At 73.9% G+C, this 23,132-nt stretch carries 19 protein-coding genes; 9 read left to right on the top strand and 10 right to left on the bottom strand.

Going from position 1 to position 23,132, the window contains the following annotated elements; all coding sequences use genetic code 11:
• Together E1287_RS23820 and E1287_RS23815 are read left to right on the top strand one after the other, a co-directional pair.
• Positions 1-1,131, top strand: a complete 1,131-nt coding sequence (locus E1287_RS23820) for a DUF58 domain-containing protein (protein WP_207934408.1) — start codon at positions 1-3, stop codon at positions 1,129-1,131.
• Positions 1,128-3,314, top strand: coding sequence for a DUF3488 and transglutaminase-like domain-containing protein (locus E1287_RS23815; RefSeq protein ID WP_131967272.1), 2,187 nt, complete (start codon positions 1,128-1,130; stop codon positions 3,312-3,314). The genes E1287_RS23820 and E1287_RS23815 overlap by 4 nt, the downstream gene beginning before the upstream one ends.
• Here the strand turns inward: E1287_RS23815 and E1287_RS23810 are convergent.
• On the bottom strand, positions 3,295-3,933 hold the full coding sequence (locus tag E1287_RS23810; RefSeq protein ID WP_131967271.1) for a hypothetical protein: 639 nt from the start codon (positions 3,931-3,933) through the stop codon (positions 3,295-3,297). The genes E1287_RS23815 and E1287_RS23810 overlap by 20 nt on opposite strands.
• Positions 3,934-3,951: 18 nt before the next feature.
• On the opposite strand from E1287_RS23810, the gene E1287_RS23805 reads away from it, so the two are divergent.
• From E1287_RS23805 to E1287_RS23795, 3 genes are read left to right on the top strand one after another with little or no spacing between them, the layout of a single operon-like run.
• Positions 3,952-4,134, top strand: a complete 183-nt coding sequence (locus E1287_RS23805) for a hypothetical protein (RefSeq protein ID WP_131967270.1) — start codon at positions 3,952-3,954, stop codon at positions 4,132-4,134.
• Positions 4,135-4,136: 2 nt separating this feature from the next.
• Positions 4,137-5,069 (top strand): pyridoxal-phosphate dependent enzyme, encoded by a 933-nt coding sequence (locus tag E1287_RS23800; protein WP_243719386.1) that lies wholly within the window; start codon positions 4,137-4,139, stop codon positions 5,067-5,069.
• 40 nt (positions 5,070-5,109) lie between these two features.
• A complete protein-coding gene (locus E1287_RS23795; protein ID WP_131967268.1) occupies positions 5,110-7,254 on the top strand; it encodes a fibronectin type III domain-containing protein in 2,145 nt (714 codons plus the stop codon).
• Between the two features lie 13 nt (positions 7,255-7,267).
• On the opposite strand, the gene E1287_RS23790 is transcribed toward E1287_RS23795, so the two are convergent.
• Positions 7,268-8,995 (bottom strand): serine/threonine-protein kinase, encoded by a 1,728-nt coding sequence (locus E1287_RS23790; RefSeq protein ID WP_165969156.1) that lies wholly within the window; start codon positions 8,993-8,995, stop codon positions 7,268-7,270.
• A 392-nt stretch (positions 8,996-9,387) separates the two neighbouring features.
• Here E1287_RS23790 and E1287_RS23785 point away from each other — a divergent pair, with 392 nt between their 5' ends.
• Together E1287_RS23785 and E1287_RS23780 are read left to right on the top strand one after the other, a co-directional pair.
• Entirely contained in the window at positions 9,388-10,869 is a 1,482-nt protein-coding gene (locus E1287_RS23785) for a hypothetical protein (RefSeq protein WP_131967266.1), read from the top strand.
• Positions 10,870-10,958: 89 nt separating this feature from the next.
• Positions 10,959-12,104, top strand: a complete 1,146-nt coding sequence (locus E1287_RS23780) for a CaiB/BaiF CoA-transferase family protein (RefSeq protein ID WP_131967265.1) — start codon at positions 10,959-10,961, stop codon at positions 12,102-12,104.
• Positions 12,105-12,121: 17 nt separating this feature from the next.
• Here the strand turns inward: E1287_RS23780 and E1287_RS23775 are convergent, their stop codons facing one another.
• The 5 genes from E1287_RS23775 to E1287_RS23755 all read right to left on the bottom strand — a co-directional run bounded on the left by E1287_RS23775 (position 12,122) and on the right by E1287_RS23755 (position 16,228).
• Positions 12,122-13,375 carry an aminotransferase class III-fold pyridoxal phosphate-dependent enzyme gene (locus E1287_RS23775; protein WP_131967264.1) on the bottom strand — a complete coding sequence of 418 codons (1,254 nt, stop codon included), beginning with the start codon at positions 13,373-13,375 and terminating at the stop codon, positions 12,122-12,124.
• Between the two features lie 79 nt (positions 13,376-13,454).
• Positions 13,455-14,114, bottom strand: coding sequence for a GntR family transcriptional regulator (locus E1287_RS23770; RefSeq protein WP_131967263.1), 660 nt, complete (start codon positions 14,112-14,114; stop codon positions 13,455-13,457).
• 17 nt (positions 14,115-14,131) lie between these two features.
• Positions 14,132-14,938: a maleate cis-trans isomerase gene (locus E1287_RS23765; RefSeq protein WP_165969155.1), complete on the bottom strand. Its 807-nt coding sequence runs from the start codon at positions 14,936-14,938 to the stop codon at positions 14,132-14,134.
• A 29-nt stretch (positions 14,939-14,967) separates the two neighbouring features.
• Positions 14,968-15,729, bottom strand: coding sequence for an Asp/Glu racemase (locus tag E1287_RS23760; protein ID WP_131967262.1), 762 nt, complete (start codon positions 15,727-15,729; stop codon positions 14,968-14,970).
• Between the two features lie 16 nt (positions 15,730-15,745).
• Positions 15,746-16,228: a DUF3830 family protein gene (locus E1287_RS23755; protein WP_207934409.1), complete on the bottom strand. Its 483-nt coding sequence runs from the start codon at positions 16,226-16,228 to the stop codon at positions 15,746-15,748.
• 289 nt (positions 16,229-16,517) lie between these two features.
• Between E1287_RS23755 and E1287_RS23750 the strand changes: the two genes are divergently transcribed.
• Both E1287_RS23750 and E1287_RS23745 read left to right on the top strand, forming a co-directional pair.
• On the top strand, positions 16,518-17,549 hold the full coding sequence (locus E1287_RS23750) for a D-2-hydroxyacid dehydrogenase (protein WP_131967260.1): 1,032 nt from the start codon (positions 16,518-16,520) through the stop codon (positions 17,547-17,549).
• Positions 17,546-18,943, top strand: a complete 1,398-nt coding sequence (locus E1287_RS23745) for an amidase (protein WP_131967259.1) — start codon at positions 17,546-17,548, stop codon at positions 18,941-18,943. Before E1287_RS23750 ends, E1287_RS23745 begins: the two co-directional genes overlap by 4 nt.
• Positions 18,944-18,952: 9 nt before the next feature.
• Here E1287_RS23745 and E1287_RS23740 read toward each other — a convergent pair whose 3' ends face one another.
• The 3 genes from E1287_RS23740 to E1287_RS23730 are packed head-to-tail and all read right to left on the bottom strand — an operon-like array spanning position 18,953 to position 23,063.
• On the bottom strand, positions 18,953-19,618 hold the full coding sequence (locus tag E1287_RS23740) for a DUF1707 domain-containing protein (protein WP_243719379.1): 666 nt from the start codon (positions 19,616-19,618) through the stop codon (positions 18,953-18,955).
• 9 nt (positions 19,619-19,627) lie between these two features.
• Positions 19,628-21,919 (bottom strand): FdhF/YdeP family oxidoreductase, encoded by a 2,292-nt coding sequence (locus E1287_RS23735; RefSeq protein WP_131967258.1) that lies wholly within the window; start codon positions 21,917-21,919, stop codon positions 19,628-19,630.
• A 55-nt stretch (positions 21,920-21,974) separates the two neighbouring features.
• Entirely contained in the window at positions 21,975-23,063 is a 1,089-nt protein-coding gene (locus E1287_RS23730; RefSeq protein WP_243719377.1) for a trypsin-like peptidase domain-containing protein, read from the bottom strand.
• Between the last annotated feature and the right edge of the window lie 69 nt (positions 23,064-23,132).

Raw genomic sequence — 23,132 nt, 5'->3', positions numbered from 1 at the left:
GTGCTGACGCCGCTCGGATGGGGGACGGCGGCCGTGTCGGCGCTGCTGTACGCGGCGGGCTGGTGGCTCGGGTACCCGGAGCCCGCGATGCTCGCGGTGGCCGGGCTCGTCGCGGTGGCGGCCGCCGCGCTGTGGACGCTGCCGCAGCCGAAGCTGGACGTCCGCCGGGAGATCGCGCCGACGAAGGTGGAGCGCGGCGAACCGGCCGTGGGCGTCCTGCACGTGACGAACAAGGGGCGCGGCGCGCGAGGGCTCAGTGCGCACGACGCGGCCGGGGCGACGTCCGTCGCGGTGGACGTCCCGCGCCTGCGGTCCGGCGGGACGCGGTCGGTGACGTACCGGTTGCCGACGGAGCGGCGCGGGGAGATCCCCGTGGGGCCGCTGCGGCTGGTACGGGCCGATCCGCTGCGGCTGGCCCGGCGGGTCCGCGAGTACGGCGCGCCGCAGGTGCTGCTCGTCCGGCCGCGGACGGTGCGGCTGCCGCTGCTGCCGTCCGGCCGCGCGTACCACCTGGAGGGCCCGACGAGCGACAGGTCCCCGGCCGGGACGGCGACGTTCCACGCGCTGCGCGAGTACGTGATCGGCGACGAGATGCGCCACATCCACTGGAAGTCGTCGGCGCGGACGGGCACGCTCATGGTCCGCCAGCTCGTGGACGCGAGCCTGCCCACGACGACGATCGTGCTGGAGGCGCGGCCTGAGTCGTGGCCGGAGCCCGACGACTTCGAGCTGGCCGTGGACGCGGCGGCGTCGGTCGCGGCGGGCGCGGCGGCGGCGAACTTCCCGGTCCGGATCCTGACCGGCAACGGGCCGATCGCCGACACGCGAGGCGGTCCCGACGACATGGAGGCCGTCCTCGACCGGCTCACCGCCGTCGCGACGCAGGACGGGCCGCAGTCGATCGTGGACGCGGTGCGCCGTGTGCGCGCGGGCGGATCGCTCGTCGTCGTCACGTCGAGGGCGGCGGAGCTGGGGCGGATCGCGGCCGTCCGGAGCCGGTTCGACCGGATCGTGGTGCTGCGGGTCAGGCCGCCGGAGCCCGCGTCCGCGCCGCCCGGCGTCCATCTGATCGACTTCGGCGACCTGGACGGGCTGGCGGAGGCGTGGCGGAGGCTGGGGAGCGTCCGGTGACCCGGTACGTCTCGCTCGTCGTGACGGCCTGCCTGGTCGCCGTCGCGGGCCTGTCGTTCCAGCGGGTCTTCGGGTTCGGTCCCGTGCTGCCGGTCGTGGCCGTGGCGGCGTCCGTCCCGACCGTGCTGTGCGCGCTGCTCTCGGGCCCGCGCAAGGACAAGGGGCCTTGGCCGCTGTGGATCTCGCTGGTGCTGACGGTGGTCGCGTGGGCGGGCGCGGTCGCGGTCACCGTCCTGCGCCCCGCGCTCAGCGACGGGACGCTCCCGCAGGCGCTCCGCGAAGGGGTGCTCGGCTCGTGGAAGTCGATCCTGACCACGCTGCTTCCCGCCCCGGCCAAGCCCGAGTTGCTCGTCCTGGTGAACGTGGTGGTGTGGCTGGCGGCGTTCGCGTCCGCCGAGCTCGCGCTGCGGACCTCGCTGCGCGCCGTCCCGTGCCTCCCCGCCCTCGCCGTGTGGGCGGTCGCGCTGCTGCTCGGCGTGGACGGGCCCGGCTCCAACGTGCCGCTCGCCGCCGCGACCGTGGTCCTCATCGCGGTGCTGGCGCTCGTTCGGGCCGACGTGGCCGGTGCGCGGGTCGCTTGGCGGCCGCTCGTCGTCGGGGTTCCCGCCGCCGGTGTGCTCGGCGGGCTGGCGTTCGCGGCCGGGCCGGTCGTCCCGGTGAGCGCGGAACCGTACAACCCGCGCGAGCAGGTGGCGGCCCCGCCGCCGCAGCAGCGCGACAGCGTCAGCCCGCTCGACCGCGTCGGCGGCTGGCTGCTGAGCCCGGACCAGGTCATGTTCACCGTCGAGGCGCAGCGGAACGAGATCGCGCGGCTCGCCGTCCTGGACAGGTTCGACGGGGTGACGTGGTCGTCCACCGCGCGGTTCGTCCCGACCGGGCGGCGCGTGCCGGAGGGGCCGCGGCCGGGCAGGAAGCACGAGGTCGCGCAGCGGATCACGATCCGCGACCTGCCCGGCGTGTGGGTGCCCGCCGCGGACCGTCCCCGGCAGGTCGACGGGCTCCCGGTCGTCGTCGACCCGGACAGCGGCGCGCTGGCCGCCGCGCAGCCGCTGCGTCCCGGCCAGACGTACCGGGTCGAGTCGGTCGTGCCCGAATGGACGGCCGACGACCTCGCGGACGCCGCCGTCGCCGCCGACGCCGAGGCGAAGGCCGCGCGGGAGCTGGCGTGGGGGCCCGGCGCGAAGGAGCCGCCCGTCCAGATCGCCGAGTTCCGCAAGTTCGCGGAAGGGGCGACGCAGGGCGCGGTGTCGCCGATCCAGAAGGCCGCGATGCTCGCGGAGTACCTCAAGCGGTACGCCAGGTACGACGTGACCGCGCCGCCAGGCCACAGCTACCGGCAGCTCGACTACTTCCTGGGCGAGGGCAGGCGCGGCACGCCCGAGCATTTCGCGACCGCCTACGCGCTGCTCGCCCGGACGCTCGGCCTGCCGTCCCGTGTCGTGGTGGGCTTCGACGGCGGGAATCGTGTGGGCGGCACCGTCCAGGTGCGTTCCGGGGACGTGATGGCGTGGCCCGAGGTCAAGTTCGACCGGCTCGGCTGGATCCGCTTCAACCCGCTCCCCGACAACGCGCGCCGCTCCAACAAGAACGACGCGGTCGCGGCGGGGGAGACGGAGCAGAAGCTGGAGCAGGCGCAGAAGAACGCAGCGTCGCAGCAGCGCGGTCCAGGCCCGGGCAACACGACGCAGAAGACGCCTGAGAAGCCGGTTGCCGCCGACAGCGAGCCCACGCCGTGGTGGTTGCTCGCGTCGGTCGCGGTGGCCGTCCTGCTCATCGGCTACGTGTTCGCGGTCCTGTTGGCCCCCGCCTTGCGCAAGCGCCGCCGCCGGGCGGGGACGCCCGCCGCCCGCATCACCGGAGCCTGGCACCAGGCGCTCGACCACCTCGCGGACGTCGGCCTGTCCACGGCCCGCACGCTGACCGCGCACGAGGTCGCGCGGTTCGGCGCGTCCAGCGTCGGCGACGACGCCCACGGGCACCTGGGCCCGCTCGCCGACCTCGTCAACCGCAGCCGTTTCGCAGAGTCCCACCCAGGCCCGGACGCGGCCGACCGGGCCTGGCGGCACACCGACGAGCTCGGACGCCTCGTCACCGCCAGGGCCGGACGCCTCCGCCGGTTCCGCCGCCGCCTCCACCCGCGATCCCTGAAAGACCGCCGGGACGTCACGACGAAGGGACGCTGACGGCGATCTCGCCGCTGAGGACGGCGCCCGTCTCCAGCTCCAGGTCGTCGCCGCTCCAGAACCGGCCGGGATCGAACCAGTTCGGGCGGCGGCCCTTCGGCAGCAGCCCCATCGACTGGTACGTCACCGCGACGATCTCGGCGCAGAACGCCGTCTCCAGATTCGCGTCCCGCTCGGCCGGGCGCCGGATCGGCACCCGTCCGCGCAGCCACCGAGTCGCCAGCCTGGAGGTCGACGGGAACGGGGTGCCGTCCAGCCGCGCCACGGCCCGCAGCGCCGCGTCCTCCATCGCCCGGGACGGCGGCGGATCGAGCTGCCGCAGCCACGCCCGCTGCCCGTACCGGTTCCCCCAGGCCAGGACGGCGTCGCGCAGGTCGTGCAGCTGCGCGCCGCGGTGGTGCCCGCCCGTCCACATGTCCCGCAGGGACCGGCCCAGCTCGGCGTGCCACATCAGCGGCGGCAGGTCGTCGATGACCAGCGACATCCCGACGTGGTTGACGGGGCTGTTCGTCGTCATCTGGATGGCGCGGTCCGCGACCGTCCGGCCGCGGAACAGCCACACGTCCCCGGTGCGGGTCAGGTCGGCGGCCTCGTCGAGGGAGATGCTCGTACCAGGCATGATCGATACCGTAGCCGGATGCGATGGGTGAAAACGCTGGGGTTGTGGAAGGCGCTGGGGCTGGCCGGAGTTCTCGGCGTCGCGGCGACCGGGGCGGTGATCGTCCGGGCGGAGCGGCGCCGCCGCGCCTACACGCCGGAGGAGGTCCGCCAGCGCCTGCACGAGCGGCTCGACGAGGCGCCGCCGGGGGAGCGGGCTTGAGCGTGCGCGCCGTCCGCCCGCCCGGACCGGACGACCTCGACCGCGCCTGGCGTGTCGTCTCCGCCGAGCTCGCGCCGACGCCGCTGGTGCCGTCCTCCGGCCTCGGGCCCGGCGCGAGGCTGAAGCTGGAGACGTTCCAGCCGACCGGCGCGTTCAAAGCCCGGGGCGCGCTCGCGGCCCTGGCGGCGCTGCCGGACGGCGTCCCGGCCGTCACGGCGAGCGCGGGCAACCACGGCCTCGGCATGGGCTACGCGGCCGCCAAATCCGGCGCGGACGTCACCGTGGTCGTGTCGACTCGGGCCTCGCAGGTGAAGGTCGACAAGATCGGCGCGTACCCGGTACGGCTCGTCCAGCATGGGACGACGTACGAGGAGGCCGAGGCCCACGCGCTCTCCCTGCCCGGCCACTACGTCTCGCCCTACAACGACCCGGCGGTCATCGCGGGGCAGGGCACCCTCGGGCGGGAGCTCGACCGGCAGGCGGACGGGCCGCTCACGGTCGTGGTGCCGGTCGGCGGCGGCGGGTTCCTCGCCGGGCTCAGCCTGTGGGCGCGCGAACGCGGGGACGTGCGGCTCGTCGGCGTGGAGTCGGCCGTGTCGCGCGGCGTGTCCGCCTCGGTGGCGGCCGGACGGGTCGTCGAGGTCGAGGTCGGCGAGTCGTTCGCCGACGCCCTGCCCGGCAACCTCGAGCCCGGCTGCGTGACGCCGCAGGTCATCGGCCGGGACGCCGAGCTGACCTCCGTCACCGATGACCAGATCCGGACGGCGATGCGCTGGCTGTTCCACGAGCACGGCCTCGTCGCCGAGGGCGGTGGCGCGGCCGGAGCCGCCGCCGTCCTCGCCGGAAAAGTCCAGGTCACCGGACGTCTCGTGGTGATCCTGTCAGGGCGGAACATCACCCCGGAGACGTACGCCGCCACGCTTCGCGACACCTGACACATGCCCCTTATCTGGGGAAACGCCGATATTCGCGTTCATGATCCGCTACCTTGTCCCGTCGACGGGGAGGGTGATCGGAAACGTGCGGGTGGCGGGCGTGGGGATGCTGTTCCGGCGTGACCGGCTGACGGGGCAGGTCGCGGTCGGGCTGGTCGGCGTGCTCGGGATCGCCGCCGCCGTGTACGGGGTCGGCGTCGCGAGCGCCAAATACCGCATCGCGGACGTCGGCGCCTGGCTGAGCGCGCGGAGCAAGGGCCTCGTCGTCCACGTCAACGGCCCGGCGGGCAAGGTGGACGGCAAGACCGGCGTGATCCCGCAGATGCGCGGCCACAACATCAAGATCGTCCAGGACGGCGCCACCGTGCTGCTCATCGACCTGGACACCGGCGTGGTCAGCCGGCTCGACCCGTCCCAGCTGAACATCTCCCAGAGCCGCCCGCTCGTCAGGGGCATCCAGGTCCTCGCGGGCTCGGGCAAGGCGTACACGGTCGACTCCGTCAAGGGCGTCGTGCAGCAGATCGACCCGGTCGGGCTGGCCCCGGTCGGCGCGTCCGCCGCGCTGCCGCCGATCCTCGGGCAGGCCGGGATCGACGCGCAGGGCACGCTGTGGGTCCCGGTGTCGCAGAAGGGCGAGGTGTCGGCGTTCAGGGACGGAACGCTCCAGCCGCCCGTGAAGGTCGGCGCGCCCGGCGACAGCCTGGCGCTGACGATCGCCGCCGGCGACCCCGTCGTCACCGACTCCACCGCCGCGACCGCGACCGTCGTGAAGTCGTCCGGAGCGCGGCTCACGGTCAGCCTGCCGACGACCGTCCGGGAGGCCGGGCGCGGCGGCGTGCTCGCCCCCGCGCACACCGAGGGCAAGACCGTCCCGCTGCTGGTGCCCGGAACAGGGTCGCTGGTGACCGTCGACACCGACACCGGGCGGTACTCCAGCACGCGGCTCGCCATGCCGAAGCACCGGTACCGGCCCCCGCAGATGCTCGGCGCGAAGGTCTACATCCCGGACGAGACGGCCGGGGCGCTGATCGTGTACGACTCGGCCTCGAACCGCTTCCAGCGCCCGATCCCGGTGACGGGACGGCCGTCCACGCTGGACGTGTTCGTCCGCGACGGGCTGCTCTGGGCGAACGACCCGTCCGGTCCCCGCGCCGTCGTCATCGACCGGCAGGGCGCGCACAAGGGCATCGACAAGTACAAGGACAGGGTCGCGGGCGGACCGGAGCGCAGCACGATCCCGCTGCCCGGCGACGGGGACGCCCCGCCGCCTCGCAGGCAGCAGCCGCCCACGTCGCCGCCGCGTCCGGGGGAGCCGCCGAGCGCGCCGTCCAACGTGTCGGTCACGCCCGGCTCGGGGACGATGCGCGTCGACTTCCAGCCCTCGCAGGGCGAAGGGATCATCGGTTACCTGCTGAAGGACGTCCCGTCCGGGCTGTCGGCCGCCCCGGAGGCGATCGGTGCGGGCGCGGGCCCGTTCACGTTCACGGTGGCGGGCGGCGAATGCGGCCGCGAGTACCGGTTCCGCGTGGCCGTCCGCTACAAGGACGCCCGCGGGCGGACGCGCGAAGCGGTCTCCGCGCCCAGCGATCCCGTCCGGCCGTGCGTGACGCCGGGCGCGCCGACCGGCCTCGCGGCGCAGGCCACCGCGTCCGGGGCGAGGCTCTCGTGGACGGCCCCGCCCGGCGCGGACGGCACCACGTACAAGCTCACCTGGGACGGCCCGGTCAAGGGCAGCCGGACGGTCTCGGCCACGTCCGCGACCCTCGGCGAGATCTGGACGAACGGCCCCTACACCTTCACCGTCGCCGCCGTGAACGGCGCCGGAACGGGACCGGGCGCGACCCGCCAGGCGAGACTGACCGGTCCGAAGACCCAGTATCCGGTGGAGCGCAACGAGAACTCCAACGGCTATGTCAGGGACATTCCGGACGCCAACGGCGGCACGACCGTCGCCACCATGAACGACAACAACGGCCAGATGGTCGTCGTGAACTGCCAGGAGAAGGGCAAGTACTACAAGAGGAACGACGCCCTCGCCGGTGACATGTACGCCAACATCACCTTCGGGGGAAAGACCGGGTACGTCATCGGCTATCTGGTCAACACGCCCGGCGACTGGAAGAGCTTCGCCGGGCTCCCCGTCTGGAAGTGCGAGCCCGCCGGTTACCTGCAGCCGACCGGCTAGGCCCGCCGACCGGCTAGGCCCTCTTCTTCGCCTTGTTGACGCACGCGGGAGCGGACCAGGCCACGTCCGGCGCCTTGCCGTCGTTGAGGCGCAGCACCGCGCCGACCTTGAAGCAGTAGGCGGTCTTCGGCCGCAGGCCCGGCACGGTCGCCGACCGGGCCCCGGCCTTGACCGCGACGATCGGGCTCGTGCCCGCGGGCTGCTGCTGGACGAGCAGCGGCAGCTCCCGCGCCGCCGGGGGCAGCGTCCAGATGAGCGCGGCCGTCCGCCCGACGGGCCTGGCGATCAGCTTGCGGGGGCGGGCCGCGGCGAGCTGCGCGGCCGTGATCGGCTCCGCTGGGACGCCCGTGGCCTGCCCCTGCGGGGCCGGGGAGGACGGCTCCGGCGAGCTCGCGGCCGGGTCCTGCTCCTCCCCGCCGCCGGTCAGGGCGAGCGCACCGATGCCGAGGGCGAGCCCGCCGACGAGCGCGACGCCCGCCGCCACGATGAGGCCGCGGCGGGGCCCGTCGCCCGGCTGGGCATGGGTGAGCTGCTGCGGGTTCGCGTGCGGCGTGGTGTGCGGGGTCGTGCGGCCGCCGGTCGCCCACGGGTCGCCGCTCTGCCGCGGCGGGGGGACGTCCTGCGGGAGGAGCGCGTCCGGCGTGTGCGGCGGGGTCGCGTCGGGATGCCACGGCGACGGCGGCGCGGGCGCGGCCGGTTCCGGGCGCCGCGGCGCGGTGGGCGGGGTGGCCGGGCCCAGCGCGGTCGGCGCCCACTCGGGGACGAGCGGCGGCCCGGACGCGTCCGGGAACGACAGCCGCGGCCCCGACCGGGAACCGGACGACGAGAACCCCGAGGACGGCGACCCGGTGCCGCCACCGCCGCCGTCCGGACGCGGCGCGGGCAGCGCCGATCCGCTGCTGTGCGCGACGTCCGTGACCGGCAGCCCCAGCTCTCCCTGCACCCGCTGGAGCGCCTGCGCGAACTCGACGGCGGTCGCGAACCGCTGCTCGGGCGTCTTCGCCATCGCGCGGGCGATGACGTCCGCGACCTGCGGCGGGACGTCCGGCCGGGGGATCGGCGGCGGCGGGTCGTTCAGGATCCGCAGCATCAGCAGCGCGATGCCCTCGCCGGGCGGGCCCTTGAACGCGGGCCGGTCGGCGAGGAGCTGGTACAGGGTCGAGCCGAGCGAGTAGATGTCGGCGCCGACGCCCGGCGGCCGCCCCTCCAGCACCTCAGGCGCGGCGTGGTGCGGCGTGAACGCCTGCGTGTGGGTGGCGTCGAAGCTGTCGACCAGGCGCGCGATGCCGAAGTCGGCGAGCGCGGGCTCCCCGTACCGCGACAGCAGCACGTTCTGCGGCTTGACGTCGCGGTGCAGGACGTCGGTCTCGTGGGTGGCGGCGAGCGCGCCCGCCATCTTCACCCCGATGCGCAGCACGTCCGCGACCGGCAGGGGCCCCTCGCGCGCGAGCCGGTCGGTGAGCGCGCCGTGCTCGAAGTACTCCATCGCGATGTACGGGCGGCCGGAGCGGGTGGTGCCGGTGTCCAGCACGGTCACGATGTTGGGATGGCCGGACAGCCGGCCGGTGATCTTGCTCTCCCGCTGGAAGCGCCGCATCGCCGCGTCGTCCACGGACCCGATCGACAGGACCTTCAGCGCGACCATCCGGTCGAGGTGCTCCTGGTGCGCGCGGTACACGACGCTGAAGCCGCCCTCGCCGACCTGCTCCAGCACCCGGTAGCCCGGAACGTCCTCGCTCATAGGTGGGGGGTCATGGGTCGGGACGTCCTTCTCCGTTGTGCTCGTCCGGGGCGCGGCGGGGGCGCGATCTTTCGATGTGCCGGGGGCCGGGGAGGTTCCCCGGAGGCCAACAGCGTAGTACGGGGACGAAACGGGCGCGGTGACTCTCGCGCGAACGGTGCGCCGGGCGCCGCGGCCGCCGCCGCGCCCCCCGAGAAACTCGAACGCCATTTCAATGGGCCGATTAATCATTTTCCCAATTCCGGTTCGGGTGCGTTGTCGCCCGGCTTAGCCTCTAGCTTCGCTACGAAGGAACGGCCCAGAAGGAGCGGCCTGCCGTGACTGAAGATGTGCTGGCGAATCCGCGGACGGAAACGCCGACGACGAAATCGGCATATGGCGACCTTGTCCGGATGGCGTATTTCGTTCTTCCGGGGAAGGGAAAGCGCGTCTACCGGCTGGCGATCGCGCGCCGGATCGTGGACGGCACCGCGCGCGGAGGCCGGGACCGCTCGCCCGCCGGGCTGGCCCGCCGCCGCACCCGCGTGCTGCGCCGGGCGCTGCGCCCGTCCCGGCGGCTCCGGATCGGCCTCGGGCCGTGGCTCCGCGCGCTGCCCGCGCAGCTGCCCGACCCCGCACTGACCGCGATGCTGGCCAGGCTCGATCCGCACGTCCGGGTCGCCTACGTGCTGCGCCACATGGAGGGGCTGCCCCGGTACGCCGTCCGGGACCAGCTGATCGAGCTGCGCGTCCGCGACCCGTGGCCGGTGATCCGGGCCGCGGACGCCGTCCCGCCGCCGTCCGCGCGGCGCTCCGGGCGCTTCGAGTCCGCGCTCCGGCCCGTCCGGACCCGCTCGGCGGCGCCGCTCGTCACCGCCGCCGTCCTCACGGCCGCGCTGGTCGCCGCCCTGGTGATGACCGACGACGGCGACGAGCCGGCGCCCCGCGCGCCTCGCCTCGCCTCCGCCGCGCCGGACGCCTGGACGCGCAGCCGCACCCTCGACGCCTGGCCGGCCCGCGGCGACCTCGTCCGCGACCGCGCGTTCACCGGGCGCGCCTCCGCCGCGTGGGAGGCCGCGCCCGCGGATCGGCGGCCCGGCGGAACCGCGCAGCTCCTCTATGCGGGCCGCGTCGACGGCGCGCCTCTCGCCGTGCTGCGGCTCGGTGACCAGCTCGCCCGGTACACGCACGGCAGCCTCGACGTCGCGACCGCGGGGGACGACCCGTCCGCCCCGATCGCGCTCGGCGGCGGCCGCTACCTCCTCGCCCCCTGGGACGCGAGCCCCGAGACCCTCGCGGGGGAGCGGCTCGCGACGTCCTCCGGCGTGACCGCCCCCGCCCGCGCCGGGACCGGCTGCGGCCGGGGCCCGCTCTTCCACGTCGGCGAGCGCACGGTCGGCGATCTCGGCGGCCCGCGCGCCACCGTCCTCGCCTACCATTCGCCCGACTACCGCCCTGCGCGGACGGAGCGTCCCGCCCGGCTCGGCTCGGAAGGCCAGAAGCTCTGGAACCGCCTCGCCTGCCGGACGGAGCCGTCCCAGCCGGTCTCCGAGGCGATGGCGTGGAACTTCTGGTCGGGGACCGTGCCGCACGGCGGGAAGCACGCCGACTGGGTGTGCACCCGCCTCACCCAGATCGGCGGAGGCGCGACCGCCGGCGCGACGCTGCTCGGCGACAAGGACGGCGCGAAGGACAAGGCCACGGGGACGTGCGACGCCCGCCGTCCGGTCAGCGGAACCTGGTGGCGGGCGCCGTCCGGCCGCTGGTACTACCTGGCCGCCGCCGGACGCGGCCTCGTCCCGCACGCCGAAGGCGTCGACCGGTCGACCACCAGGAAGCGCCTCCTCGTCGCGCCCGGCGCCCGGCCCGCCCCGGTCACCCTCACCGCCCGCTGAACCCGACCCGCCGAAGCGCGACCCGGGTCAGGACGCACTTACCCGGATCGGGCACACTGGGAGGCCGAACGAGATTCAGGGAGTCGCTGATGGGCAACGGGCCCCTCTCCGGAGTGCGGGTGATCGAGCTGGCCGGGATCGGTCCCGGGCCGTTCGCCGCGATGCTGCTGGCCGACCTCGGCGCCGACGTCATCCGGGTGGACCGCGCGTCCGCCGTCCGGGACGGCGAGACCGCCGGCGGCACCGACTTCACCAACCGCGGCAAGCGCTCCATCGCGATCGACCTCAAGAGCGACCGCGGCAGGGACGTCGTGCTCCGCCTGGTCGAGAAGTCCGACGTCCTCCTCGAAGGGTTCCGGCCCGGCGTCACCGAGCGGCTCGGCATCGGCCCGGACGACTGCCTCGCCCGCAACCCGCGGCTCGTCTACGGGCGCATGACCGGCTGGGGGCAGGAGGGCCCGCTCGCGCCGACCGCCGGGCACGACGTCGCCTACATCGCCATCACCGGCGCCCTGCACGCCATCGGCCGCGCGGGCGGCCCGCCGCAGGTCCCGATGAACCTGCTCGGCGACTTCGCGGGCGGCAGCATGTACCTCGTCGTGGGCGTCCTGTCGGCGCTCCTGGAGTCGAGGACCAGCGGGCGCGGGCAGGTCGTCGACGCCGCCATCGTGGACGGCGCCGCGCACCTGTCCACGTTCATCCACGGCTTCCTCGCCGGCGGCCTCTGGGAGGACCGGCGCGGCGTCAACATGCTCGACACCGGCGCCCCCTGGTACGACGTGTACGAGACGTCCGACGGACGGCACATGGCCGTCGGCGCCATCGAGCCCCAGTTCTACGCCGAGTTCCTCCGCCTCATCGGCCTCGACGGCGAGGACCTGCCCACCCAGCACGACCGCGCGGGCTGGCCCGTCCTCCGCGACCGCTTCGCCGCCGTGTTCCGGACGAGGACCCGCGACGAATGGACGGAGGTCTTCGTCCCGAGCGACGCCTGCGTGGCGCCCGTCCTGTCGATGACCGAGGCGGCCGGGCACCCGTGGAACACCTCCCGCGACGTGTTCCCCGCTTTGGGGGGCCGGCGCCAGCCCGCACCAGCCCCGCGCTTCTCCCGCACCCGGGCCGGGACGGACGGCGTTCCCGTCCTGCCCGGCGGCCAGACGCGCGCCGTCCTGGACGACCTCGGCTTCGACGACGCCGAGACCCTCCTCAAGGAAGGCGCCGTCGCACAGGCCTGAGCCCTCTCAGGGCGGGGTCAGCCGACGGCGTCCGCCACCGCGGCCGACCACAGGGCGAGCCCGTCGTCGATCTGCGCCTCGGTGACGATCAGCGCCGGGATCATCCGGACGACGTTGCCGTACGCGCCGCAGGTCAGCAGCAGGAGCCCGCGGTCGGCGGCGGCCTTGTGCGCCCGCTGCGCCGTCTCGGCGTCGGGCTCACCGTCCGGGGTGGTGAACTCGCTGGCCTGCATCAGCCCGAGCCCGCGCACGTCCCCGATCGCCGGATGGTCGGCGGCGACCTTACGCAGGCCGTCGGCCAGCCGGGCGCCCTGCCGGGCCGCGTTGCCGGGGAGGTCCTCGTCCTGGACGACCCGCAGCGTCGCGAGCGCGGCGGCGCAGGCGACCGCGTTGCCGCCGTAGGTGCCGCCCTGCGAGCCGGGCCGCGCCTTCTCCATCAGCGCGGTCGGCGCGGCGATCGCCGACAGCGGGAACCCGCTGGCCAGGCCCTTGGCCGTGACCAGGATGTCGGGACGCGCGGCCGCGTGCTGGTGGCCCCAGAACCGGCCCGTCCGGCCGAACCCGGTCTGCACCTCGTCCATGATCAGCAGGATGCCGTGCCGGTCGGCGCGCTCGCGCAGGCCCTCCAGGAACGCGGGCGGCGCCGGGATGTAGCCGCCCTCGCCGAGCACGGGTTCCACGACGAAGGCGGCCGTGTCGGAGGCGGGGCTGGCGGTGACGAGCAGGTAGTCGAGTTCGCGGAGCGCGAAGCGGGTCGCCTCGTCCTCGGACCACCCGTACCGGTACGCCTGCGGGAACGGCGCGATCGCGGCGCCCGGCATCAGCGGGCCGATCCCGGCGCGGAACTTCGTGCCCGCCGTGGTGAGCGCGGCGGCGCCCATCGTCCGGCCGTGGAACGAGCCGTGGAAGACGACGATGTTCTGCCGCCCGGTGGCGTGCCTGGCCAGCCGGATGGACGCCTCGACGGCCTCGCTGCCGCTGTTGAGGTAGAAGAGCGAGTCCAGGCCCTCGGGCAGCACCTCGCCGAGCGCCTCGGTGAGCCGCAGCAGCGGCTCGTGCATCACGGTCGTGTACTGACCGTGGATCAGCGTCCCGACCTGCTTCTGCGCGGCCTCGACCACGCGCGGGTGGCAGTGGCCGGTGTTGGTGACGCCGATGCCCGCGGTGAAGTCCAGATGGCGGCGGCCGTCGGTGTCGTACAGGTAGACGCCCTCGCCTCGCTCGGCCAGGACGGGTGTGGCCTGCTTGAGCAGGGGTGACAGCGTTGCCATGCGTCCTCCGGTCCGTCCGGTAGATTGTCGACAATCTGCAATGTAGGTGGCCTCCGGCCACGATGTAAAGCGCGGGCGCCTAGGACACGCGGAGCCGGTCGATGGAGTCGGTCATGTGCTCCTCGATGAGGGTCAGCAGCCGCTCCTCCTCGCCGTCGCCGATCGCGTCGACCAGCCTGCGGTGCTCCTCGACCAGCTCGGACGGCTCCGGATAGGTGTCCTGCAGCGCGTTCAGGCACATGCGGGTCTCGACCAGCAGGGTGTGCGCCATCCGCTCCAGCCGGGGGCTGCCCGACGAGCTGACGAGCACCTCGTGGAACGCCTGGTCGGCGTCGCTCATCGCCACCCGGTCGCGCTCGCTCGCCGCGTCGACCAGCGCGTCCAGCGCGTCGGTGAGCCGGGCCACCGCCTCCCCCCGGTTCCGCTCCATGATCAGCTGGCAGGCCTCGCGCTCGATCGCGAGCCGGGCGAGGTAGACGTCCTCCACGTCGCCCTCGTCCAGCGTGATCACGAACAGCCCGCGGTGCGGCTCGCTGACCAGCAGGCCCTCCTGGACGAGCCGCTGCATCGCCTCGCGCAGCGGGCCGCGGCTGATGCCGAGCCGCCCGGCCAGCTCGGCCTCGCCGAGCTGCGCGCCGGGCTCCAGCGACCCGTACATGATCGCCGCGCGCAGCTCGTCCGAGACGATCTCGACGGTCGACTTGCGGGGGACAGGTTCCAGCTCACCCAAACGGCCCATGCGCCGGGCCCCTTTCGTCATAGCTGCCAGGTATCTCGTCCCCGCTCGGAGGCCGGCCCGGCGGCGCCGGCGGGAACGTTGGAGAGGGCGGCGGGCGCGGCGAACAGCCGGCCCAGCCCGGTGCGCGGCGGGATCCCCCCGGGGCCGGACGCGAGCCGCAGCCCCTCCCACACGCTCACCTGGTTGGCGGTCAGCACCGGCTTGCCGATCCGCGCCTCGAGCTCGTCGAGCCAGGACACGGTGTGCAGCGCGGTGTCGGGCACCAGCACCGCCTCGGCGTCCGGATGGTCGTTGGCCGCCACGAACGCGAGCACCTCGTCGCGGCCGAGGGTGCCGACCTCGGCGGCGGTGATGATGCCCCGGCAGGACAGCGCCACCACCTCGACGCCGGCGTGGCCGAGGAACGCGACGAACCGCTCGGCCACGTCGGACGGGTAGGTCGCGGCGACCGCGACCCTGGTCAGGCCGAGCGCGCGCGCCGCGTTCACGAACGCGAACGACGTGCTGGACGCCGGCACGCCCGCCGCCTCGGCGACGCCCTGGACCTGCCGTTCGGCGCCGTCCCAGCCGAACACGAAGCTCCCGCTGGTGCAGGCCCACACCGCCGCCTGGACGCCCAGGCCGCGCAGCGCGCGGGCGCCGTCGCCGAGGACGTCGGCGCCGCCGATGTCCAGCAGCGCGTCGACGCGGTGGGCGTCCTCGCGCATCAGCGTGTGCACGACCGGCAGGCGCACGCCGCCCAGGGCGCGCTCGATGGCGGGGTAGTCGTCCTCGGCGCTGTAGCCGGGGTACAGGAACCCGGCGCTCAACCCGTTCTGGTGCATGGAGTCAGCAATCCTAACGCTCATGGCGATCAGGCCGCCGTGGACGGTGCCAGCTGCACCAGCGACTGCCCCGGACCGGCCGCGGAGCGGCCCATCGCGCGCAGCGCCGTGCACATCGTGACCTGGTTGGCGGTGAGGACCGGCTTGCCGATCATCTGTTCCAGCGGCGCGATGATGTCGTAGGTCGGCACGTTCGTGCAGCTGATGTAGACCGCGTCGGCCTCCGGGCCGTCCACCGCCGACACCGCCGACACGATCTCGCCGTACCCGACCTTCCAGATGTGGCTGAGCAGCCCCATCCCGACGGACGACACGACCTCGATCCCGTACTCATTGAGGAACGACACCAGCCGCTCGGTGACCGCGTCGATGTACGGCGTGACGACCGCGATCCGGCGGACATTCAGCAGCGCCAGCGACTCCACCAGCGCGCCGGACGTCGTCGTCGAGACCGGCGCGCCGGCCGACAGCATCGACTGGTGCAGCTGCAGCTCGCCCGCCTTGCCGCCGATGAAGCTGCCCGAGGCGCAGGCGTAGGCGACGGCGAGCGGCTCGGGCGCCAGCACGTCCCGCGTGGCCTGCCGGACGATCGACTGGTCCGACAGCGCGTGCGCCATCTCGACCGTGACCGGCACGGGCACGTACGGCAGCCGGGTCATGTAGAGCGACACGTCGTCGGGCGTCCACCGCCACAGCTCGCGGTCGAGCGCGAAGTCGAAGGGCGCGACCACGCCGATGCCGTGCTGGGCGAGCAGCTCGGGGCCGACGACCAGCGTGGGGTCGAATGTCATCTGCGAGGCCACCGCTCTAAGACTCGCCACGGCTGTATACCAGGCGCTCGCCGACTCCACCGGATCGCCAGACGTCGTTGCACGCCTCCGCCATCTGATCCAGGCCGTCGACGATCGTCGCGTACACGTTGCCGGGGACCCAGCCGACGTCCCCGTTCAACAGCAGGTTGTTGCGGCCGTAGAAGATCGCGAGGTCGATGACGCCGGGCAGAGCGTGGATGTTCTTCTCCTCCTTGAACCGCCGGTCGAGCATGCCGCCGGCGAACGAGAAGTAGACGACGTCGCCCGGGATGGGGGTGACGGTGGGGTTCTCCAGGCCGACCTCTTCCTCGGAGAACCGCTCGACCATCGTGTACACCTCGTTGCGGGCGTACTTGGCGTGGTAGGCGTCCCCGCCGAGGGGGAGGGCGCGCCACACCGCCTCGCAAGTCCGCGGCGCGTCCTTCTCCAGCAGTTCCGCGACGCACGAGACGCCGCGGCGCTCCAGTGTGATGGTCATGAGCTTGGGCATGCTGGACCTCCCCGTGCACAGGGGTGGGCGAAGGCGTCGCCACCCGAAAGGACTCTCCGTGTTTGGCTCCCTGGGGAGCTGTTAGAGCGCTCTGGGATCCGTCCTGGCCTTGCATGGGCAGCGGGTTGCGACGGTCTTGCAGCACACGTCTCAGTGCGGTGACCGGGACCGCGGTGCACCACGCTGATTGTTGACAATCCTACGAACTGTTCCTAGCGTGTCAATGCCTCCCCGTGTTGCCTTCGCGTAAACCCTGCTCTCCCTGGATGTGGCGCAGATGGAGCATGTCCCGCCCGCACCCGCCGGGCCGCCCGAAGTGGTGGTGCTGACGGGGGACGTCATGCCCCGCGGCATGGACGCCGTGGAGCGCCTCGCCCGCGTCCGGTACGTCGGCGAGCCGGAGCTCGCCGAGGCCCTTCCCGGCGCGGACGTCTTCTTCATGTGGGACTTCCTCTCGGACGCCGTCGCGGGCGCCTGGCCTTCCGGGGGCGGGCCGTCCGGCGGCGGGCCGGGCTGGGTCCACATCGCCAGCGCCGGCGTCGAACGCCTGATGTTCCCCGGCCTGATCGAGGGCGACGCCGTCATCACCAACTCGCGCGGCATCTTCGACGAGCCCATCGCAGAGTACGTCCTCGGGCTGGTGCTCGCGTTCGCCAAGGACCTGCACACGACCGTCCGGCTGCAGGGGGAGCGGCGCTGGCGGCACCGCGAGACCGAGGGGATCACGGGCGCCCGCGCCCTGGTCGTCGGCACCGGGCCGATCGGCCGCGCGATCGGCCGCCGCCTGTCGGCCGCGGGCCTCGCGGTCTCCGGGGTCGGCCGCACCGCCCGCGACGCCGATCCCGACCTCGGCCGCGTCCATCCGATGGAGCGGCTGGACGAGGCGCTCGCCGCCGCCGACTACGTCGTGCTGGCCGCGCCGCTCACGCCGCAGACCCGCGGCATGATCGACGCCGCGGCGCTGGACCGGATGCGCCCGTCCGCGCGGCTGGTCAACGTGGGCCGCGGCGCGCTGGTGGCCGAGGCCGACCTGGTCAAGGCGCTGCGCGACAAGCGCATCGCGGGCGCGGCGCTCGACGTGTTCGAGGACGAGCCGCTCCCGCCGTCGTCGCCGCTCTGGGCCATGCCGAACGTGATCGTGTCGCCGCACATGTCGGGCGACGTGGCCGGCTGGCGCGACGAGCTGGTCCGGCTGTTCGCCGACAACCTCGGCCGCTACGTGGCGGGCCGCCCGCTCCGCAACGTCGTGGACAAGCGGCTCGGCTACGTCGGTTCCTCATCCGGGTCCGAGCAGAGGGGGCAGCCATGACCGACGCGGCCGACCTGACCGCGACCGAACTGATCGGGGCGTACGAGGCCGGGACGCTCTCGCCGGTCGAGGCCGCCGAGGCCGTCCTCGCCCGGATCGAGCGGGACGACCCGGAACTCAACGCGTTCTGCCTGGTCGACGCGGAGACCACGCTCGACATGGCCCGCGCCGCCGCCGATCGCAGGCGGCGCGGCGCGCCGCTCGGCCCGCTGGACGGAGTGCCCGTCTCGATCAAGGACATCCTGCTCACCCGCGGCTGGCCGACGCTGCGCGGCTCCGCGACCGCCGACCCGTCCGGCCCCTGGGACGAGGACTCCCCGGCCGTCGCCCGCCTCCGCGAGCAGGGCGCGGTGTTCGTCGGCAAGACGACCACGCCGGAGTTCGCGTGGAAGGGCGTGACCGACAACCCGGTCGACGGCGTCACCCGCAACCCGTGGGACACCTCCCGCACGCCCGGCGGGTCGTCCGGCGGCGCGGCGGCGGCCGTCGCGGCGGGCATGGCGCCGCTCGCGCTCGGCACGGACGGCGGCGGCTCGGTCCGCATCCCCGCCTCGTTCACCGGCACCTTCACGATCAAGCCGACCTACGGCCGCATCCCGCACTACCCGGCGAGCGCGTTCGGGACGCTCGCGCACACCGGCCCCATGACCAACACGGTCGCGGACGCGGCGCTGCTGCTCGACGCGGTCTGCGGCGCCGACGGCCGCGACTGGTCGGCGCTGCCGCCGCCGGACGTCGTGTTCAGCGAGCCAGGCCCGGACGACCTGACCGGCCTGCGCGTCGCGTTCAGCCCCGACCTCGGGTTCGCGGAGGTCGACCCGGAGATCGCGGCGTCCGTCGCGGCCGCCGCCGAGGCGTTCGCCGAGCTCGGCGCGAAGGTCGAGCAGGCCGACCCCGGCTTCGCCGACCCGGTCGAGGAGTTCGAGGTGCTGTGGTTCGCGGGCGCCGCCAAGGTCGTGGAGAGGCTCTCGCCGGAGGCCCGCGCGCGGCTCGACCCCGGCCTGCGGGAGATCTGCGAGCAGGGCGCACGGTACTCGGCCGTCGAGTACCTCACCGCCACGGCCCGCCGCATGGACCTCGGCCGCCTCATGGGCCTGTTCCACGAGCGGTACGACCTGCTGCTCACCCCGACGATGCCGATCGCCGCGTTCGAGGCGGGCGTCGAGGTCCCGCCGGGGTCGGCGTCCCGCCGCTGGACGAGCTGGACGCCGTTCACCTACCCGTTCAACATGACGCAGCAGCCCGCGGCGAGCCTGCCGTGCGGCTTCACGTCCGGCGGGCTGCCCATCGGCCTCCAGGTCGTCGGCGCCCGCCACGCCGACGCGCTGGTCATGGCCGCGTGCGCCGCCTACGAGCGGGCGCGTCCGTGGAAGCGGTTCACGGGAGCGCGCTGAGCGCGGCCGTCAGTCGTCCTGGGAGCGTTTCAGTTCCTTCTCGCGCCGCTTCTGCCTGCTCGACCTGCGGCGCTTCACGCCGACGCCGCCCCAGAACGCCAGGCCCTTGACGACGACCGTCGGCGAGCCCGGCGCGCCGGGGCCGCTGGCCCGGTTGTCGAACCCGCCCATGATCCCGAGCCCCTTGACGTGCACGGTGATGTCGTCCGGGACGATCAGCTCGAACCCGCCCATGATCGCGAACGCGCGGATCGTCGTCACCGGTTCCTCGAACCGCGCCTCGCGCAGGTCGATCTTGCCGCCGCCCCAGAACGCGAACACCCGGAACCTGCGGGGCACGTTCCACACGCCCGTCCGGTTGAACCCGCTCATGATGGCGATCCCGGTCTTCCACGTCGGCGCGCCCTCCAGCGGGCGCCAGTCCGTCCCGGCCCCCGCGGCCGGCACCGGGGGCGCCGCCGTTCCGGGCGAGGGCAGGTCGCGGGTGATCGGCTCCAGGTCCCCGTACGTCTTGGCCGCGTAGACGGCGTCCAGCCGCTCGTCGAGCTCCGCCAGGGTCAGCCGCCCGTCGCCGGCCGCCTCGCGCAGCACCTGCGCGACCCGCTCGCGGTCCGCGTCGCCGGCGCGCATCTCCGGCGTGCCGGGGGTTCCGGCGGGCTCGGGGAGGTTCGTCATGCCCAGAGCCTAGCCCGCCGGCGGCTCCGGACGCTCCAGCCGGACGATGATCGACTTGGACGTCGGGGTGTTGCTGATCTCGGCGGTGCTGTCGAGCGGCACGAGGACGTTCGTCTCCGGGAAGTACGCCGCCGCGCAGCCCCGCGCCGTCGGGTACGACACGATGCGGAACGACGGCGCTCGCCGCTCCACACCGTCGGCCCATTCCGAGACGAGGTCGACCGTCGCGCCGTCGTCCAGGCCGAGGGCGGCCAGGTCGGACGGGCTGACGAAGACGACGCGGCGCCCGGCCTTGATGCCCCGGTAGCGGTCGTCCAGGCCGTAGATCGTGGTGTTGTACTGGTCGTGGCTCCGGACGGTCTGCAGCAGCAGCCGCCCCTCCGGGACCCGCAGGACCTCCAGCTCGTTCACCGTCAGGTTGGCCTTGCCCGTCGCGGTCGGGAACCTGCGCTCGTCGCGCGGCGCATGGGGGAGCGTGAAACCGCCCGATTCGCGGACGCGGGCGTTGTAGCGCTCGAAGCCCGGAACGACCCGGGAGACGTGGTCGCGGATGACGTCGTAGTCGCGCTCCATCGCGTCCCAGCCGATGGCCGAGCCGGGCAGCACGGCCCGCGCGAGGCGGCAGACGATCGACACCTCCGACAGCAGGTGCGGGGACGCCGGGGCCAGCCGGCCCCGGGAGGCGTGCACCATGCCCATCGAGTCCTCGACGGAGACGAACTGCGGCCCCGACTCCTGGACGTCGCGTTCGGTGCGGCCCAGCGTCGGCAGGATCAGCGCCGTCTCGCCCGCGACGGCATGCGAGCGGTTCAGCTTGGTGGACACCTGCGCGGTCAGCCGGCAGCTCCGCAGCGCCGCCTCGGTCACCGCGGAGTCGGGCGTCGCCCGGACGAAGTTGCCGCCCATCCCGAGGAACACCTTCGCGCGGCCGTCCCGCATGGCGCGGATCGCGTCCACGGTGTCGAGGCCGTGCTCGCGCGGCGGCTCGAACCCGAACTCGGCGGCGAGCGCGTCCAGGAACTCGGGCTTCGGCTTCTCCCAGATGCCCATCGTCCGGTCGCCCTGGACGTTGGAGTGGCCGCGCACCGGGCAGACGCCCGCGCCGGGACGGCCGACGTTGCCGCGCAGCAGCAGGAAGTTGACGACCTCGCGGATCGTCGGGACCGAGTTGCGGTGCTGCGTCAGGCCCATCGCCCAGCAGACGATGATCTTCTGCGCGCCGAGGACGTCGCCCAGCACCGCCGCGATCTCCGCGCGCGTCAGGCCGGTGGCCTCCAGCACGTCGTCCCAGTCCAGGCCGAGGACGTGCTTCTCGAACTCCGCGAACCCGTGGGTGTGCGCGGCCAGGAATTCGCGGTCGACGGCGCCGGGCGCGTCCGATTCGAGGAGCATCCGGTTGAGGGCCTGGAACAGCGCCAGGTCGCCGTTCAGCCGGATCTGCAGGAACCGGTCGGCGAGGGCCGTGCCCCGCCCGGTGACGCCGGACGCGCGCTGCGGGTTCTTGAACCGCATCAGCCCCGCCTCGGGCAGCGGGTTCACCGCGACGATCCGCGCGCCCTCCTTTTTGGCCCGTTCCAGCGCGGACAGCATCCGCGGATGGTTCGTGCCCGGGTTCTGCCCGACGACGAAGATGAGATCAGCCTGGTAGAGGTCGTCCAGCAGCACCGAGCCCTTCCCGATGCCGATCGTCTCGCTCAGCGCCGACCCGGACGACTCGTGGCACATGTTGCTGCAGTCGGGGAGGTTGTTCGTCCCGAAGGCGCGGGCGAACAGCTGGTAGGCGAACGCGGCCTCGTTGCTCGTCCGGCCGGAGGTGTAGAAGACGGCCTCGTCCGGCGAGGCGAGGGCGGTCAGCTCGGACGCCAGCAGCCGGAACGCCTCGTCCCACGGCACCGGCTCGTAGTGCTCGGACCCGGCGCGCTTCAGCATCGGCTCGGTCAGCCGCCCCTGCTGCCCGAGCCAGTGGTCGGACCGCTCCGCCAGGTCCGACACGCTGTGCTCGGCGAAGAACTCGCGGGTGATCCGCCGCGTGGTGGCCTCCTCCGCGACGGCCTTCGCCCCGTTCTCGCAGAACTCGGCGACGTGCCGGTGGTCGCCCTCGGGCCACGCGCAGCCCGGGCAGTCGAAGCCCTTCTTCTGGTTGACGCGCAGCAGCGTCAGCGCGGTGCGCCGCACGCCCATCTGCTCGTACGACTGGCGCAGCGCGGCCGTGACCCCCGGCACTCCCGCCGCCCACTCCTTCGGCTTGGAAACGTCGAGACTCGCGTCGTCGAAGTCGTCGGCGGGCGCCCTGCGGCTCATCGCACTCATCCTCCTGCTCGGCTGAACACCCCCAACTCTCGCACGTGCGCGGACGTCATTGGGGCGGGCCTTCCGCCAACCGGATCGTGGCGGCCATGAGGGCGCCCTGCGGGGTGGTCCATTCCACGCGGACGACGTCGCCGGGACGATGCGCGAGAACGAGCGCCGTCAGCGCCGTGGACGAGTCGACGGCCTGCCCGCCCAGCCGCACGATGGCGGCGCCGACCGGGACGCCCGCGGCCTCGGCGGGCGCGCCCGGGACGACCTCCGCGACGAGGGCGCCGGGGGAGTCGCCGTTGGAGCGGACCTTCACGCCGAGCATGGCCGTCGGGCCGATGTGCACGGTGGACGACGACTCGCCGCGCCGGATCTGCCCGGCCACCGCCAGGGCCCGGTCGGACGGGATCGCGTACCCGCGGTGGTTCTTCCTCGGCTGGGACCCGTCCATCGTCAACCCGGCGGACGCGGCGGTGTTGATCCCGATGACCTTCCCGGCGGTGTTCAGCAGCGGCCCGCCCGAGTCGCCCGGCTTGATCGGGGCGCTCGTCTCGATCAGCCCGCTCAGCCGCTCGGACGTGCCGTTGGTGTCGTCACGCGCGGTGACCGACTGCTCCAGCGCGGTGACCTTGCCGGTGACGACGGTGGGCGTGCCGCCCTTGCCGCCCGCGTTCCCGACGGCGGTGACCGTGTCGCCGACCGCCACGTTTGCCGCGGACGCGAACACCGCCGCCTTGAGCCGGGACGCGCCGGTCAGCCGGATCACCGCGATATCGCCCGTCCGGTCGTACCCGACGACCTGTGCGGCGTAGGCGCGGCGGTTGTCGGTGTCGGTGCCCTTGATCTCGGTGGCGCCCTGGATGACGTGGTTGTTGGTCAGGACGAGCCCGGACGGGTCGAGCACGATGCCCGTCCCGGCGGCGCGGGTGCCGTTCAGCGACTGCTCGGTCTCGATGTTGACGACGCCGGGCCGCCGTCCGCTGGGCTTGGCGTTCTTGGTGGCGGCGGTCTCGGTCGCGGGCGGCGGGACGTCCCCGGACCCCACGTCCTCCATCGCCCGGCAGCCGGGCAGGAGCAGGGACAGCAGCATGACCAGGAGTATCGGGATCGCGGTACGGGCGCCGCGCCGCACGGTGTCCTCGCCCACCTCGGCCTCCTAGAACTTTCCCCCAATAATTCCCGATTCCTGGGGATTAGTCGGAGACGCCCGGGGCGG

Origin of the sequence: Actinomadura sp. KC06, assembly GCF_004348735.1 — a bacterium.
Lineage (GTDB): Bacteria > Actinomycetota > Actinomycetes > Streptosporangiales > Streptosporangiaceae > Spirillospora.
The sequence above is the reverse complement of the archived record's forward strand: the minus strand, read 5'-3'. Positions and strand labels throughout refer to the sequence as shown.

Bases quoted from the DNA above. Each gene is read 5' to 3' on its own strand.
- E1287_RS23810 (WP_131967271.1), bottom strand. From the start codon at position 3,933: ATGCCTGGTACGAGCATCTCCCTCGACGAGGCCGCCGACCTGACCCGC.
- E1287_RS23805 (WP_131967270.1), top strand. From the start codon at position 3,952: ATGCGATGGGTGAAAACGCTGGGGTTGTGGAAGGCGCTGGGGCTGGCC.
- E1287_RS23795 (WP_131967268.1), top strand. From the start codon at position 5,110: ATGATCCGCTACCTTGTCCCGTCGACGGGGAGGGTGATCGGAAACGTG.
- E1287_RS23790 (WP_165969156.1), bottom strand. From the start codon at position 8,995: ATGAGCGAGGACGTTCCGGGCTACCGGGTGCTGGAGCAGGTCGGCGAG.
- E1287_RS23785 (WP_131967266.1), top strand. From the start codon at position 9,388: ATGGCGTATTTCGTTCTTCCGGGGAAGGGAAAGCGCGTCTACCGGCTG.
- E1287_RS23780 (WP_131967265.1), top strand. From the start codon at position 10,959: ATGGGCAACGGGCCCCTCTCCGGAGTGCGGGTGATCGAGCTGGCCGGG.
- E1287_RS23775 (WP_131967264.1), bottom strand. From the start codon at position 13,375: ATGGCAACGCTGTCACCCCTGCTCAAGCAGGCCACACCCGTCCTGGCC.
- E1287_RS23770 (WP_131967263.1), bottom strand. From the start codon at position 14,114: ATGGGCCGTTTGGGTGAGCTGGAACCTGTCCCCCGCAAGTCGACCGTC.
- E1287_RS23765 (WP_165969155.1), bottom strand. From the start codon at position 14,938: ATGCACCAGAACGGGTTGAGCGCCGGGTTCCTGTACCCCGGCTACAGC.
- E1287_RS23760 (WP_131967262.1), bottom strand. From the start codon at position 15,729: ATGACATTCGACCCCACGCTGGTCGTCGGCCCCGAGCTGCTCGCCCAG.
- E1287_RS23755 (WP_207934409.1), bottom strand. From the start codon at position 16,228: ATGACCATCACACTGGAGCGCCGCGGCGTCTCGTGCGTCGCGGAACTG.
- E1287_RS23750 (WP_131967260.1), top strand. From the start codon at position 16,518: ATGGAGCATGTCCCGCCCGCACCCGCCGGGCCGCCCGAAGTGGTGGTG.
- E1287_RS23745 (WP_131967259.1), top strand. From the start codon at position 17,546: ATGACCGACGCGGCCGACCTGACCGCGACCGAACTGATCGGGGCGTAC.
- E1287_RS23740 (WP_243719379.1), bottom strand. From the start codon at position 19,618: ATGACGAACCTCCCCGAGCCCGCCGGAACCCCCGGCACGCCGGAGATG.
- E1287_RS23735 (WP_131967258.1), bottom strand. From the start codon at position 21,919: ATGAGCCGCAGGGCGCCCGCCGACGACTTCGACGACGCGAGTCTCGAC.